Below are 13,751 nucleotides of genomic sequence, written 5' to 3'. Positions count from 1 at the left end.
TTCTGCTTTTCTTTATTCTCTAGCTTTAGCGGCTAGAATGTTCGGTGGCTTCGCGCCTTCCTCCTCACATTCTGATAGAGCCGCTTCCGCTTTTCTTTTTTGTCCAGCTCTGCCTCCTAGCCCTTCATGTCTAAGAACCTTCCACACGAGAAGGTAAAAAGCACCTTCTGTGTGAAAAAACCTTAGCCAACAGGGCTTAACAGTCGGCTCCGCTTTTCTTTATTTCCCGATTCCACAGCAGTTTTTGTATTTTTTCCCGCTGCCACATTTGCATAAGTCGTTACGGCCTGTTTGTTCGCCTTTTACGACTGGTTTCTTTTTCGCAGCTTCATCTCCATCTTTTGGATGAATCGCTTCTCCTTGTGCTACTTCTTGACGTTCTAAGTTTTGTTCGATTTCTGCTTTCATAATATAACGAGAAATCTCTTCTTCAATAGAAGCAATCATCGCTTCAAACATCGCAAAGCCTTCCATTTGATATTCACGAAGCGGATCGATTTGACCATATGCACGTAAATGAATACCTTCACGTAAGTGATCCATCGCGTCAATATGATCCATCCATTTCGAGTCTACAACGCGGAATACAACTACTTTTTCAAATTCACGTATTTGTTCTTCCGGCATTTGTGCTTCCTTCTCGTCGTAGCGCGCTTTCACTTTCGCAAAAATGCTATCGATCATTTCTTCTGGCGCTAAGCGGCGTAATTCTTCTTCTTTCACATCACCTTCTTGCAGAAGACTTGTATTTAAGTATTCAACAAGACCAGCAATGTTCCATTCTTCTTCTAATTCCTCTTGCGTATGAAGAGCTACAACACGTTCTACTGTAGAATGCATCATTCCTTCAATAATGCCGCGCAGATTATCTGATTCCATTACATCTTGACGCTGCTTATAAATAACTTCACGCTGCTGACGAAGTACATCGTCGTATTGAAGAAGCTGCTTACGAGCATCGTAGTTATTACCTTCTACTCGTTTTTGTGCAGATTCAACAGCGCGAGATACCATTTTACTTTCGATTGGCTGTGAATCATCCATACCGAGACGATCCATCATCGCTTTCATATTATCAGAACCGAAGCGGCGCATCAGTTCATCTTCCATTGATAAGTAGAATTGCGTCACACCAGGATCTCCTTGACGTCCCGAACGACCGCGCAGCTGATTATCAATGCGTCGACTTTCATGACGCTCTGTACCAATAACAGATAAACCACCGTTTTCACGTACGCCTTCTGCAAGTTTAATATCCGTACCACGTCCAGCCATGTTCGTTGCAATTGTCACTGCACCTGGATGACCTGCTTCAGCGATAATTTCCGCTTCGCGTGCATGGTTTTTCGCATTTAAGACATTATGGCGCACACCTTTTCTCGTTAACATCTTAGAAATTAACTCGGATGTTTCAATTGCTACTGTACCAACAAGAACTGGCTGCCCTTTTTTATGACGATCAACAATATCATTTACAACCGCATTAAATTTCCCTTCCATCGTTTTGAAAATTAAATCTGCACGGTCATCACGAACAACCGGTTTATTCGTTGGAATAACGATAACTTGCATATTATAGATGTTACGGAATTCCTCTTCCTCTGTTTTCGCTGTTCCTGTCATCCCAGAAAGCTTCGCATACATACGGAAGTAGTTTTGGAATGTAATTGTCGCAAGCGTCATACTTTCATTTTGAATTTCTACGCCCTCTTTCGCCTCAATTGCTTGGTGCAATCCTTCACTGTAACGGCGACCTTTCATAAGACGACCTGTAAATTGGTCAACAATTACGATTTCGCCTTCTTGCACAACATAATCTGTATCACGCTGCATCACAACATGAGCACGTAACGCTTGGTTAATATGGTGAAGAAGCGCTACATGTTTTAAATCAAATAAATTTTCAATGTGGAATGATTTTTCTGCTTTGTTGATCCCTTCTTCTGTCAACATAACATTTTTCGTTTTCACATCAAATGTATATTCTTTTTCATTCGTTAATGTACGAACAAATGCATTCGCAAATAAATATAATTCCGTAGACTTTTGCGCTTGTCCAGAAATAATAAGCGGCGTACGTGCTTCATCAATTAAAATTGAATCTACTTCATCGATAATAGCAAAGTGAAGTGGACGCTGTACGCGTTGTTCTTTATAAAGCACCATATTATCACGTAAATAGTCAAAGCCAAGTTCATTATTCGTACTGTACGTAATATCAGCAGCATACGCGGCTTGCTTCTCTTCTCGTGACATATGATTTAAATTGATACCAACTGTTAAACCAAGAAACTCATGTAATTGCCCCATCTCATTTGCATCACGTTGCGCTAAGTATTCATTCACTGTAACAACGTGAACACCTTTTCCTGCAAGAGCATTTAAATATACTGGTAATGTAGAAGTTAACGTTTTACCTTCCCCTGTCTTCATCTCAGAGATATTCCCTTCATGCAGGGCAATACCACCCATTAACTGAACAGGATATGGACGCATGCCAAGTACACGTGTTGCCGCTTCACGTACAACTGCAAAAGCTTCTGGCAGTAAATCGTCTACTGTTTCGCCTTTTGTTAATCGCTCTTTAAACTCGACTGTTTTTCCTTTTAATTGTTCATCTGTCAGTGGTGACATTTGAGGTGCTAATGCTTCGATTTGATCCACGGTTTTTTGCATACGTTTTACGTGACGTTCATTTCCATCAAACACCTTTTTTAAAATACCGATCATGGGAATACGCTCCTCTTTTATCAAAATAAAACTTCCATCAGTGTTATTCGTTACTGCTCTTTTCACTGATTGGTCGCTATAATACTCAATCTCATTACTTTACTAAAAAATAGGGTTCTTTTACTTAAAAAAGTGTAAACCTACTGACAATTGTAACACTTGTTTTATATCTATGACAACAATCGGCCAAACGCGTCCTCATGAAAACCCTCCCACCTATCTTCTGTAGAAAAGCGGAAGCGGCGCAGGACGCCCACACCCAAGGCAGAGAGGCGCTTTCGGCCTCGTTCGAGGGGGCGAAACGACCAGAGATTCTAGCCGTTAGGGCTGGACAACAACGAAAAGCGGAAGCAGCTCATCCAGAATGTGAGGGGGATGGAGCTCCTGACAGAGAGGCGTGTTTTGCCTCGCAGGAAGAAGCGAAGCCACCGAACATTCTAGCCACTGGAACTGGACAACGATTCTATCTGGATTTTGAGGCGGGGTCTTGCTGTCCGCGAATAGCGGGGTCCATTTACTGGCGAGTTTACAGTATACGACTCAAAACATTTCCGATAACCTGAAAAAAAACGCAGCCATTACAGCTGCGTTTTCCTTATATTATTATTATTATTATTATTTAGTTTCAATTAAACCGTATTTTCCATCCTTACGTCCATAAACAACATTTGTTTCATTTGTTTCTGAATTTGTAAAGACGAAAAAGTTATGACCTAACATATCCATTTGTAGAATTGCTTCTTCTACATCCATTGGTTTTAAGTCAAATCGTTTTGTACGAACAAGCTCTAATTCATCTTCAAAAACCTCTTCTTGTGCAGCTGGTTGATCTGGAAGAATCAATATTGTTTTTGTAGAGCCTTTTTCACGTAACTTACGATTTACTTTTGTTTTATGCTTACGGATTTGTCGTTCAAGTTTATCTACGACTAAATCAATAGCAGCATACATATCGTTATTTGTTTCTTCAGCGCGTAGTAAGAAATCCGGAAACGGAATTGTTACTTCCACCCTTTGCTTGTCAGAGTACACTTTTAAGTTTACCTTAATTTCTGGAAAAGTATCGAAATAGCGCTCTAATTTACTTAGCTTTTTCTCTACATATTCCTTTAATGCTGGAGTTACTTCAATATTTTCACCGCGAATGTTAAATTTCATAAGATGAACTCCTCCTTTCAAGCCTATGTATAGGTTTTCGACAAAGGTATCAAAAACCCTTCTTTCATTTTTAAATTTTTTGACAAAATCGATATTTTTTTATCGATTTTTGTAGAAAAAGAAATGGAATCTCTTTTTCTATTCTTATTTTATCCTATTTACATCGTAGTTATCGTATATAAGTGTGAAAAATCAGTTACAAAAATGCTACAACTTTTTGACAACTCTTTCTTTATCCCCCATGAACGAGCAGTAAAGATTGTGAGGAATCCGAAGAAGATAACTGATAAAAGTTTTATCTTATGATAAAGCCCCCGTTACATAAGTAACGGAGGCTTCCCTATGTGAAACGCTGGTCTTTGAGGCTGCACCATATTTCAATTATATAATTATAACTTCACAACATTTGCTGCCTGTGGACCACGCGCACCTTCTACAATATCAAATTCAACTTTTTGTCCTTCTTCTAATGTTTTATAACCGTCATGCTGAATCGCAGAAAAATGAACAAAAACATCGTCACCGCCATCATGCTCAATAAATCCAAAACCTTTTTCTGCATTAAACCATTTTACTTTTCCTTGCATGTTCTTTCCATTCCCTTCAATCTTAAAATAACGGTACCTACCCCGTACTTTGAATATAACGAATGGAAAAGTACAAAGTCAAAGAAGACTTGTCGCCTTTTTATTTTATCTTTCGACATTTCTTATTTCTCAATATACACAGAACGCACAATCGTCCGATTATATGCTTTTCCCTCTTTATTCTTCCCTTTAATATCAATGGTCATATTATACACACCAGATTTTGCGACATCCGGCAAATTCCCCGTGAACGTGATTGTATCTGTCTGTTGCAGCTTATTGGAGTGCGATACTAAATTCCCATCCCGATCTACAACGCGTACATCAAAAGAAAGGTTATCCTGATGTTGGGAGCGTTTTGTAGATTGCTTTACTTTAAATTCCGCTTTGTTTTTCTTAACCTTACCCGGCATATCTAACGTAAACGGTGCAGCCTGTTTGTAATTAGCCAGCATGAGATATGCATCTTTTTGTGCTTGTGACATCATTTTTAAGCGCCACTCTCCTACTTCCATTTGATCAACCTGGAATGTTCGAATTGTCGATCCGCTAAAATACGCATATTCTTCTCCCATCGTTGCTTTGCTGCTTTGATTTGTGTACACCTTACCAGAGGGAGCGATAAGCTGTAGCTGTACATCTGGAGAGGCGGTCAACACAGAAATGTTTCCATCTGTTACAGTATCCACCGCAAAGGTTTGTTCCACCCAATTGTTTGGTGTGAGCGGTCCTCCTAACACCGTTTGATTCGCATTAACAGCCAGATTTTTTTGTGACTCTTCAAATATATTTTCGTTTGCAATAGAAGCAATCGCAGAAGTATTACGTAAATAAGGCTCAATCCGCGAAAATACAGCTGATCCTTTTCGAATGCTGTCGTGATCCAAGCTTGAATCCGTGAACAGATGTGTTCCATACGGAAGCTTCGCGCTCCATTCATTGACTAGCCCATCGTTAGATCCATACCAAGAGAGGTAAAATCCGCCCATAGATAGCGCGGAGAAAGCAGGTCCCCAACTTGTTCCAGCAACCGTATAATAATGGTTCAACTTAGCATTTGGATTGCTATCGGTTATATTACGAAACTGTGCCATTTCTCCTGTCTGCAAAGAGTACGTGCCGTCATCCCGTTGCCCTAACAAGGAAGCAAGCCATCCCGCCCACCAACTGTACGCCAAATCTGCTAAGTTGGAGCCATAATGCGGGGAAGCGAGCGTCACTACGTTTCCAACAAAGCGGCTTGCACCATAGTGAACGAGCGCTGCTTGCGTGTCAGGTCCGCCTTTGCTGTGTGCGACAATATTGACCTTCTTACCAAAACGATTATAGATTTGCTCTAGCATAGAAGCTAACAAACGCCCATTATCCCACTCACTTGCCGAACCCTTCCCAGCCGCATCATACAACTGAATGAAAACCGTTTGATACCCTGCATTGTAAGCGTAGTTATACATATCATTCATACCGTGATAAACAGTTTCACCGTACCAGTCCTTAGCAGTTCCATTTTTACCTTGAACGAAAACGATAGGCGGTTTATTCTCCGCATGCTCAGGAGTTGCCCCTAAAAACCAACTCCCTGGAGTAAACGATTCTGATGGCGGAAAAATCCCTCCAGATATTTGCACAGAACTAGCGAAAACGGATGAAATATGAAAAGAACAAAAAGCAAAAATAAAAACTGTCAGTAACGCGAGAGAACGTTTGAACTTACGCAACACAGCAGCCCCCCTTGTTTATTTTTTATTTACCATCTTCATGCAAATATATTATTCTACAATGCATCCCATAATTTGTAGTTGAGTGAATGATGAACATGTGTTAGAAAAACCACTTTATTTTAACTGAATTTTCAGATTTTATGGAATTTTATTTCTCTAACTGCATGACCATCAATTTGGAAACTGCACTTAATGGTGATGGACCTATTCTTTCTCAATTTCTTAAAAACCTTCTTAAGAATGAACAATCCACGTTGAGAAAATATACAAAAACAATTTACCCCGCTATGCGCGGGCAGTAAGACCCCCACCTCAAGATTCAGAGAAAGCATTGTCCAGTTCCAGTGGCTAGAATGTTTGGTGGCTTCACTTCTTCCTACGAGGTAAAAAACACCTCTACGTCAGAAGCTCCATCCCCCTCACATTCTGTACGAGCCACTTCCACATTTCTTTGTTGTCCAGCTCTAGCGGCTAGAATCTCCGGTCGTTTTGCCCCCTCGGATGAGGTATCTGTCGGGCGCTCCAACGTCCTGCAATTCTGGGCGAGCCGCTTCCGCTTTTCTACAGAAGATAGGTGGGGGATAACTGCTGGCATGCGCCCGATTGGTGAGAGCTTTCCATCAGTGGGGGATGAAGCCCCCCACTGATGGAAGTTTCACTTTATCACGAAATTCATAGTTTCTATATTCACTTTCTCTACTATGCATTTAAAATCTATTGTAGTTAGAGGGGACAAAAATTGAAAAAACACTGAAACGCCGCGAGAGGATACTTGAGCTGAACTATATTAACAAGGCGAACATTAAAAAATTAACGGCAAAGTGTCAAAGATGAAACATTCTTTGCGCCCCTTTCATAAAAACATTGCGCCGCTTGACGCACCGTAATCCCAGTTGTATATACGTCATCAATTATAAGAATATCCTTTCCTTGAAAAGATTCTTCCTCTGTAAAATAAAAGGGCCGAGGGCGCTGCAAACGCTCTGTTCTTGTTTTCTTACTTTGCTTTTCTGCACCACTTCGCATAAGTGATGTTTTCACAATCGGAATAGATAAACATGCCGCTAACAATTCTGCTTGATTAAACCCTCGTTCATGTTTTCGCTGTAAGCTAAGCGGAATTGGGACGATGCAATCACAATGGGAAAAATACTGCCGAAAAGCATTCGCAAAAGAAGAAGCAAACACTTGAACAAGAGCTGTGTCACCACGAAATTTAAAGCGCGTTAGCACTTCTTTCATCCAATCATTGTATACATAGACAGATCGATTTTTTACATATACATACTGAAAACGCGGATCCTGCTTCCAGCGTAAACAGTCCTTACAATATTTATCTTGTTTATATTCATCCGATAGATACTGAAAAGATCTTCCGCAATCTGCACAAATATCTCCTATAATATAAGAAAACTTTTGTTCACAGTATGTGCATACGTATCTCTTTTCTTGTTCAACAAAAAAAGAGTACCAGCTCGGCAAAACTGAGATAACGTCATCACAAAGAAGGCAATGCATTAGTCCACCAATCCTTCTTGCTTTGCTCGTTTATTCATTGATTGAATTTGTTTTTTTGCCGCAACCATTGCCTCTGTCTTTCCATAATGAAAATAGACTACATCTCCATAAGGAGCATGGCTACTACGCCCCGCTCGTCCTGCAATTTGAACGAGTGCACTTTCTGAAAAAACATGCTCTTCCGCTCCTAACACTGCCACCTGTAAATTCGAAACGGTAACGCCTCTTTCTAAAATTGTCGTCGTTACTAATAACGGAATCTCTCCCTTTCGAAATGAGGCCACCTTTTCTTTTCGTTTCGGATCTTCCGCATACACACCTTCTATACGATTATCAATACATTTTAAAATAGAAACAATTTCTTCTACATAACAAACATGAGGAACAAATAAAAACATAGGATATTGTTTTTGAAGATATATATGAAGCCACTGCAGAATAATTGGAGGTAAGTTTTTCTTTTGAATGGATTTTCGCCAATTCCCACACCAGCGAAAAATAGGAACAGGTAGGGGATAACGATGGTAGCGCGCAGGAATAATCACGCCTTTTTGTTTTCCATTACGAAGCTTTCGCTGCCAATCCTTAGATGGAGTGGCTGTTAAATAAATAAACGCAGCATGTTCTTTACTAGCAGAGATGACCGCGTACTGCAGCGTTTCATCCATAGAATAAGGAAAAGCATCAATTTCATCAACAATCATGACATCAAACGCTCTGTAATAACGAAGTAGTTGATGGGTTGTCGAAATAACGAGCTGTCCCTCTTTATATAAGTCGTCACTTCCACCATATAATGCGCAAATTGAAACAGATGGGAACACTTTCCGTAAACGGGGATAAAGTTCAAGAACAACATCCGTTCGCGGCGTCGCAATACAAACACGTTCTCCTTTACTTAAAGCTTCTTGTATACCATGAAATAACATTTCTGTTTTCCCTGCACCGCATACCGCCCATATAAAAAAGGATTCTTTCCTTTGCACCGCACCTACAATTCCGTTCGCCGCCATTTGTTGTCCTTGCGATAACTGGCCTTCCCATTCTAGACAACCGGTCATTATCTCATTTTGTATCGGACCAATCCAGCGAACAAGCTGCGTACATTCACTCACTCTCCCCATCATGATACACTTGCGGCAATACGTACAAACCTGATTACACCGATAGCAAAAAAACGAAAAGAATAGTCGCTGCTTTTTATTCCCGCAACGCTGGCACATATAACGAGCGTTTTTCTTTACAATTCCGTACTCATAACGAATGTTACCTTCTCGCTCTAACTGATGAAGCTCTTTCTCCGAAACCAATACTTCCTCTAATAGTAATTGCCGGCCTTCTAGCATCCTGCTCTCCCCTTTCTATTTTTTACTATAAAAACTTTGAAAGAGTTTGTAAAAAATCAAAAAAGCCGATAACCTACTCTTAAAATAGTAAGCTATCGACTTTATTCACGTATTTTATATGATTACAAATCTTAGAATCTACCGTAACCTAAGAAATGTTTTTGGTTGTAACTGCTGTTGATGTTAGAATATGCAATTCCGCTATCACCAGCATGAATCATTTGTCCGCCGCCAACATAAATACCGATATGAGATGGACCTGCTTTATACGTACCTTGGAAGAATACTAAATCACCAGGTTGTGGGTCACTAATATGTTGAACAGAATTCCAGTATCCAGCTACATCTTGACGACCTACGCCGTAAATGTAAGAAATGAAACCACTGCAGTCAAATCCGCCGTTAGATGGATTATCACTACCCCAAACATATGGCATACCAAGGTATTGTTGTGCCTTTCCAATTACACCCGAAGCAGAAGCTGAATTACCTCCGCCACCTTTTGCAGGTGCTGGTGCTGGTGTCGAATTAGAAGGAGCTTTAGCTTGTCCGCCGCCATTATTTGTTGATTGTTGAGCTGGTTGCGCTGGTTGTTTTGCTTCTTGCTCAGCTAAGCTTTGTAAGTATAGAGCTTGTTTTTCTAGATCTTTCAATTGATCTTGTGTGCTAGTCATTCCATTTACAACTGTTTGCATTTTCGCACTTAACTCATCTACCGCCGCTTGCTTTTTCGCTTTTTCAGCATCAAGTTCTTGTTTCGCAGTTTCAATTTTCGCTTGTGTATCTTTTAATTCTTTTTGTTTTGCTTTTACAGTTTCCACATCTTTTTTCACTTTATCTTGGTCCGCTTGTTGCATTTTCATAATATCTTGGTCAGAATTAAGAATTTGTGAAACAGAAGTTAAACGATCGATTAAATCAGCAAGGCTCTTAGAATTTACAACTACTTCCGTTACAACGTTCGTGTTTGGTTTCTCTTGAAGAGCAACTAAACGCTTCTTCAACAGTTCTTCACGCTGTGCAATTTTCGTTTGTAAATCTGCAATCTCTGTGTTTTTTTTGTCAATTAATTTTTGCGTATCATCTACTTGCTTCACCGTTTCAGCAAGTTTAGCTTCGTTCTCTTGAACAGACTTATCCAATCCTTGGATTGTATTCTTTAATTCGTCCATTTGTTTTTGAAGATCATCACGTTCTTGTTGTTGTTTATGTAAAGTGTCATTTTGTTGTTGAATTTGTGTTTTTACATCGTCAATTTTCTCAGCAAATGCATTTGGTGTTACTACTGAAAACATCATAAATCCTGCTGCTAATGCGCAAGATGCGATTTTAAATTTTTTCATTCTGTTTTACACCGCTTTCTTTTTCTTGGTTTCCCGAATTTATCTAATAAAATTTATACCATAATTACCAATGTTTTTTAGCAATGTTACGCTTTTGTAAAATAAATGTAATATTGCGCTTGTAATTTCTTGGCACTTATATTCTAATATTGTGCTTTTTTGTAGAGAAATAGGGGATGAAAACGATATTTTTCTCTCTATTGTCGTACGCTTTCATTTGCTTTACAATTATGTGATGCATAACAAAACCCATTTGTGTCATCTGTTATAACATAACAAAACTCTCTTGCTATCACACAAGAGAGTTTACTAATCTATTAAGCTTTTACTTCCCCTAACCAAACGCCATCTTCATTGAACTTATTCCATTTACCATTAATTTGATAATCGCCTTTTACCATATAGCCCGTTTCAGCAAGATAATACCATTTATTGTTATATTGCAGCCAACCTACTCTTGCTTTACCATCTGGATTGAAATAATACCATTTCCCTCCATCTTGTACCCAACCTACTTGCATCGTTCCATCTGCGCCAAGATAATACTCACCGTGTTGCATGGAAGTTAGCATTAAGCCTCTATGGATGTAATACCATTTATTATTATACTGTAACCAACCTGTATATATTGCCCCATCTGCATTTAAGTAATACCAACGGCTCTTGTCATCTGTATCCTGCGCCCAGCCCGTTCGCATTACACCATCATTTCCAAAATAGTAGTGTTTCCCACTAACAGTAACCCAATCTGTTTGTGCTTTACCACCTACAAAGTAATACCAACTTCCTTTATAGTTTAACCAGCCATTATATGTACTGCCATCTGCATTAAAATAGCACCAAACATTATCAATGAAATTCCAACCGATTGCCATTGATCCATCTGGGTGATAATAAAAGCTTCGCGTATTTTCTCCTATCCAGCCTGTTATCATTTTCCCGTCCGGTCCGAACCGATACTGTTTACCCTTATATTCGAGTACATCATAGTTTACTTTTCCACCTGCATCGATATAATACCAGCTGTTATCGTACTGAACCCAACCTTCATTGCTATACATCGCACCGTCTTTTCCTAATAAGTAGGCTGCATCTTTATCTTCAACATAACCCGTTTGCATTTTTCCATCTGCGTTAAAGTAATACCATTTCCCACCATCATATAACCAACCTGTCTTCTTCACGCCATGTTGGTCATAGTAATACCATGTACTTCCCTCTTTTACCCAACCTGTTTGTTTTATAACTTGCTCTGCAATATTCGTATTTTTTTTTGGAACAACTGTTTCTTCCGCATGAGAAATTGCAGGAACTATGAACATTGCAGACATTAAAACTGGTAAAATAGCTTTCTTCATTTTAAATTTCCCCTAAATAATGATTAATTTTGGTTTTTATTTACACAAGAGGAATTATATTACATTCAAAATGCATACACAATATTTTTTGTAACAATTACGTAATATTTTTTATATAAAAGAAATATTTTTAGTATATTTTTCCTCCTTTATAAAATAAAAAAAGCACAGGAATATCTCCCTGCACTTTTTTATCCCACTATTCTCGGACAGTAAAAGTCCAATTAGTGAACCCACTTCTCTGCCCATTTTTGTACTTCATCCATTACACTTTCTAACGCTTTTCCTTTATCTGTCAAACCATATTCAATACGAACTGGCACTTCCGGATAAACATCACGCACAACAATTCCTTCACTTTCTAATTCCTTTAAGCGCTCTGATAGCATACGATCGCTCATATTTGGAATAATATCAGCAATTTCTCGAAATCGTTTCGGTTCTTCTAACAGTGATTTAATAATTAACCCTGTCCACTTTTTACTTAGGAGTGTAAAAGCAGACTCGAACTTCGGACATAAACACGGATTATGTTCCATATGTTTCACCTCTCCTCTATTATAAAATAGTTTCTTATAAAAAGTAAGTAATCAAACTGATTTTATTATTTATATTTTTACCAAAAAAGCTCTCTACATGAAAGAGAGCTTTTTTCATTATCTCGCATTAACTGGCAGTAAGTTGCTATTCATTGTTGTAAAATCAAACTGCCTGTTAAGGCCTGATTGGTTCAGCTAACCACCAGTGAAAAAATCGCTCACTGATGGAAGTCTCACTTTATTTCGTATACCATCCAAATCCAAGAGCACCTTCTCCTAAGTGTGTACCAATTACTGCTCCGAAATAACTGATTCGAATTTCTACATGCGGGTATGCTTCTTTCAATTCTTGCTGCCATTCTTTTGCTTCTTCTTCTCGATTGGCATGAATGATAACTGCTTCCATTGGCATACCTTTACTTGCTTGTTTATCAAAAATTTCAACAATACGCTTTAATGCTTTTTTACGCGTACGAATTTTTTCAAATGGAATAATAACCTTATCGCGGAAATATAGTACCGGTTTTACTTGTAATAAACTTCCAATGAATGCTTGAGCGCTATTTAACCGACCTCCACGCTGCAAATGATGTAAATCATCTACAACGAAATACGCATCCACTGTTTTTTTCATTTCATCGAAACGAGCGATAATCTCTTCCGGTGTTTTCCCTTCACTCGCCATTCTTGCGCCTTCACGTGCATAAAATCCTTGCACTTCACAGCTAATTTCTGAGTCGTATGTATATACCTTTACTCCGTCTACCATTTGGCCAGCTGTCGTTGCTGTCTGGTATGTACCACTAATACCGCTAGAAAGGTGAACGCTAATCACTGCATCATATTCTTTGCCCAGCTCTTCAAATAACGTAATAAACTTTCCGATAGCTGGTTGAGATGTCTTTGGCAGCTCTTCCTGTTCACGAACTTTCACATAAAAATCTTCAGCTGTAATCTCAATCTCTTCTTGATAAGAATCATTCCCAAAAATAACATTCAACGGGATTATATGTATATTTAACTCTTCACGAACATGTTTTGGTAAATATGCCGTACTATCGGTTACAATAGCTGTTTTCATTTTCGTACCTACCTTATAAACAAATTTATTATTTATTGTACATGAAAATGGAAAAAGGTGCATTAACTGATGGAAAAACGAGAGGTTAAGATTATAAACACTATTTCAACAATTTACAACAAAAAATTTCAAATTATAATAGAAAGAGCTAAATTTCTGCAAAAAAATATTTGAAACTCCACCCCAGCCCTTTTAGAATAAAAAGTATTGATAATTTATCGCTCTAACGGGCAGTAGAATGTAGTACATCGGTGTAAAATCAAACTGCCTGTAAAGAGCCCAATAGGTTCAACTAACCATCCGCGAAAAAATTGCTCACTGATGGAAGTTTCACTTTACCCCGCTCTAACGGGCAGTAGCATGTAGTGCA

Annotated in this window: 10 protein-coding genes; all 10 read right to left on the bottom strand. The window is 38.9% G+C overall.

Translation table 11 applies throughout. The features are described from left to right. Nucleotides 1-219 precede the first annotated feature (219 nt). On the bottom strand, nt 220-2,730 hold the full coding sequence (gene secA / locus AB1279_RS01745; protein WP_429757632.1) for a preprotein translocase subunit SecA: 2,511 nt from the start codon (nt 2,728-2,730) through the stop codon (nt 220-222). Nucleotides 2,731-3,345: 615 nt separating this feature from the next. Continuing rightward, nucleotides 3,346-3,888, bottom strand: a complete 543-nt coding sequence (gene hpf, locus AB1279_RS01740) for a ribosome hibernation-promoting factor, HPF/YfiA family (RefSeq protein WP_429757631.1) — start codon at nt 3,886-3,888, stop codon at nt 3,346-3,348. Between the two features lie 389 nt (nt 3,889-4,277). After that, complete coding sequence (cspD, locus tag AB1279_RS01735; RefSeq protein WP_429753115.1) at nt 4,278-4,475, bottom strand: cold-shock protein CspD; 198 nt, start codon at nt 4,473-4,475, stop codon at nt 4,278-4,280. A gap of 122 nt (nt 4,476-4,597) precedes the next feature. Next, nucleotides 4,598-6,193, bottom strand: coding sequence for a lipase family alpha/beta hydrolase (locus tag AB1279_RS01730; RefSeq protein WP_429757630.1), 1,596 nt, complete (start codon nt 6,191-6,193; stop codon nt 4,598-4,600). An 813-nt stretch (nt 6,194-7,006) separates the two neighbouring features. After that, on the bottom strand, nt 7,007-7,714 hold the full coding sequence (locus tag AB1279_RS01725) for a ComF family protein (protein WP_429753114.1): 708 nt from the start codon (nt 7,712-7,714) through the stop codon (nt 7,007-7,009). Further along, a complete protein-coding gene (locus tag AB1279_RS01720) occupies nt 7,714-9,060 on the bottom strand; it encodes a DEAD/DEAH box helicase (RefSeq protein ID WP_429757629.1) in 1,347 nt (448 codons plus the stop codon). The genes AB1279_RS01725 and AB1279_RS01720 overlap by 1 nt, the downstream gene beginning before the upstream one ends. 131 nt (nt 9,061-9,191) lie before the next feature. Next, on the bottom strand, nt 9,192-10,403 hold the full coding sequence (locus AB1279_RS01715) for an NlpC/P60 family protein (protein WP_429757628.1): 1,212 nt from the start codon (nt 10,401-10,403) through the stop codon (nt 9,192-9,194). Nucleotides 10,404-10,720: 317 nt separating this feature from the next. Further along, nucleotides 10,721-11,761 (bottom strand): glucan-binding protein, encoded by a 1,041-nt coding sequence (locus AB1279_RS01710; protein WP_429757627.1) that lies wholly within the window; start codon nt 11,759-11,761, stop codon nt 10,721-10,723. 224 nt (nt 11,762-11,985) lie between these two features. Further along, nucleotides 11,986-12,300, bottom strand: coding sequence for a winged helix-turn-helix transcriptional regulator (locus tag AB1279_RS01705; protein WP_336482275.1), 315 nt, complete (start codon nt 12,298-12,300; stop codon nt 11,986-11,988). Between the two features lie 238 nt (nt 12,301-12,538). Further along, nucleotides 12,539-13,381 (bottom strand): DegV family protein, encoded by an 843-nt coding sequence (locus tag AB1279_RS01700; RefSeq protein WP_429757626.1) that lies wholly within the window; start codon nt 13,379-13,381, stop codon nt 12,539-12,541. Nucleotides 13,382-13,751: the final 370 nt, after the last annotated feature.

The sequence above is a fragment of the Bacillus sp. S14(2024) genome (assembly GCF_050473785.1).
Classification (GTDB): domain Bacteria; phylum Bacillota; class Bacilli; order Bacillales; family Bacillaceae_G; genus Bacillus_A; species Bacillus_A yunxiaonensis.
Note: the sequence above shows the minus strand (reverse complement) of the source record. Positions and strands in the feature narration are given on the sequence as shown.

Excerpts from the sequence above, each read along its gene's own strand:
- secA (WP_429757632.1), bottom strand. The coding sequence starts at position 2,730 with ATGATCGGTATTTTAAAAAAGGTGTTTGATGGAAATGAACGTCACGTA.
- hpf (WP_429757631.1), bottom strand. The coding sequence starts at position 3,888 with ATGAAATTTAACATTCGCGGTGAAAATATTGAAGTAACTCCAGCATTA.
- cspD (WP_429753115.1), bottom strand. The coding sequence starts at position 4,475 with ATGCAAGGAAAAGTAAAATGGTTTAATGCAGAAAAAGGTTTTGGATTT.
- AB1279_RS01725 (WP_429753114.1), bottom strand. The coding sequence starts at position 7,714 with ATGCATTGCCTTCTTTGTGATGACGTTATCTCAGTTTTGCCGAGCTGG.
- AB1279_RS01720 (WP_429757629.1), bottom strand. The coding sequence starts at position 9,060 with ATGCTAGAAGGCCGGCAATTACTATTAGAGGAAGTATTGGTTTCGGAG.
- AB1279_RS01715 (WP_429757628.1), bottom strand. The coding sequence starts at position 10,403 with ATGAAAAAATTTAAAATCGCATCTTGCGCATTAGCAGCAGGATTTATG.
- AB1279_RS01710 (WP_429757627.1), bottom strand. The coding sequence starts at position 11,761 with ATGAAGAAAGCTATTTTACCAGTTTTAATGTCTGCAATGTTCATAGTT.
- AB1279_RS01705 (WP_336482275.1), bottom strand. The coding sequence starts at position 12,300 with ATGGAACATAATCCGTGTTTATGTCCGAAGTTCGAGTCTGCTTTTACA.
- AB1279_RS01700 (WP_429757626.1), bottom strand. The coding sequence starts at position 13,381 with ATGAAAACAGCTATTGTAACCGATAGTACGGCATATTTACCAAAACAT.